We start from the raw sequence: 603 nt of genomic DNA, 5'->3' as shown, positions 1-603 counted from the left end.
ACGGCACCCTCGCCGACAGCCTTCCCTGGTTTCGGCGCAACGTGAACATCGTGGCGGCGCGCTATCGCTTCCGGCCCGTGATCGACGAGGATGTCGAGCTGCTGCGCCATTCCTCGACCGCCGAGGTGTTGAACCATCTCGGCGTCGCCCGCTGGAAGCTGCCGCTGATCGCTCGGCACATCCGCAAGCTCAAGACCGAGCAGGCCGCCAGCATCCCGCTGTTCGCCGGCGTCGAGACGATGCTTTCGACGCTCTACGGCGCGGGCGTCCGCCTTGCGCTGGTCTCGTCCGACACCGAGGCCAATGCGCGCCAGAAGCTCGGGGCCTCGGCCGCGCTGTTCTGCGACTTCGACTGCTCGGCCTCGCTCTATGGCAAGGCCAAGAAGTTCAGGCGCGTGGTGAAGCGCGCCGGCGCCGCTCCCGCCGAGGTCATCGCCATCGGCGACGAGACCCGCGACATCGAGGCCGCCCGCGCCGCCGGCATCGCCTTTGGCGCGGTGACATGGGGCTATGCCGCCGAGAAGGCGCTGCGCGACCGCGCGCCGGAGCTGGTGTTCACGCGGATGGAGGAAATCGTGGAACGGCTGGTCGCGGACGCCTGAC

General features: G+C 69.3%; 1 protein-coding gene. It reads left to right on the top strand.

Annotated elements, in window-relative coordinates; all coding sequences use genetic code 11:
* Positions 1-602: HAD-IA family hydrolase (locus BRAS3809_RS18520; protein ID WP_035656764.1), on the top strand; the 602-nt coding region annotated here is incomplete at its 5' end.
* Between the last annotated feature and the right edge of the window lies 1 nt (position 603).

The sequence above is a fragment of the Bradyrhizobium sp. STM 3809 genome (assembly GCF_000239795.1).
In the GTDB taxonomy this organism is placed as follows: Bacteria; Pseudomonadota; Alphaproteobacteria; order Rhizobiales; family Xanthobacteraceae; genus Bradyrhizobium.
This window is presented reverse-complemented; position numbering and strand designations above follow the sequence as displayed.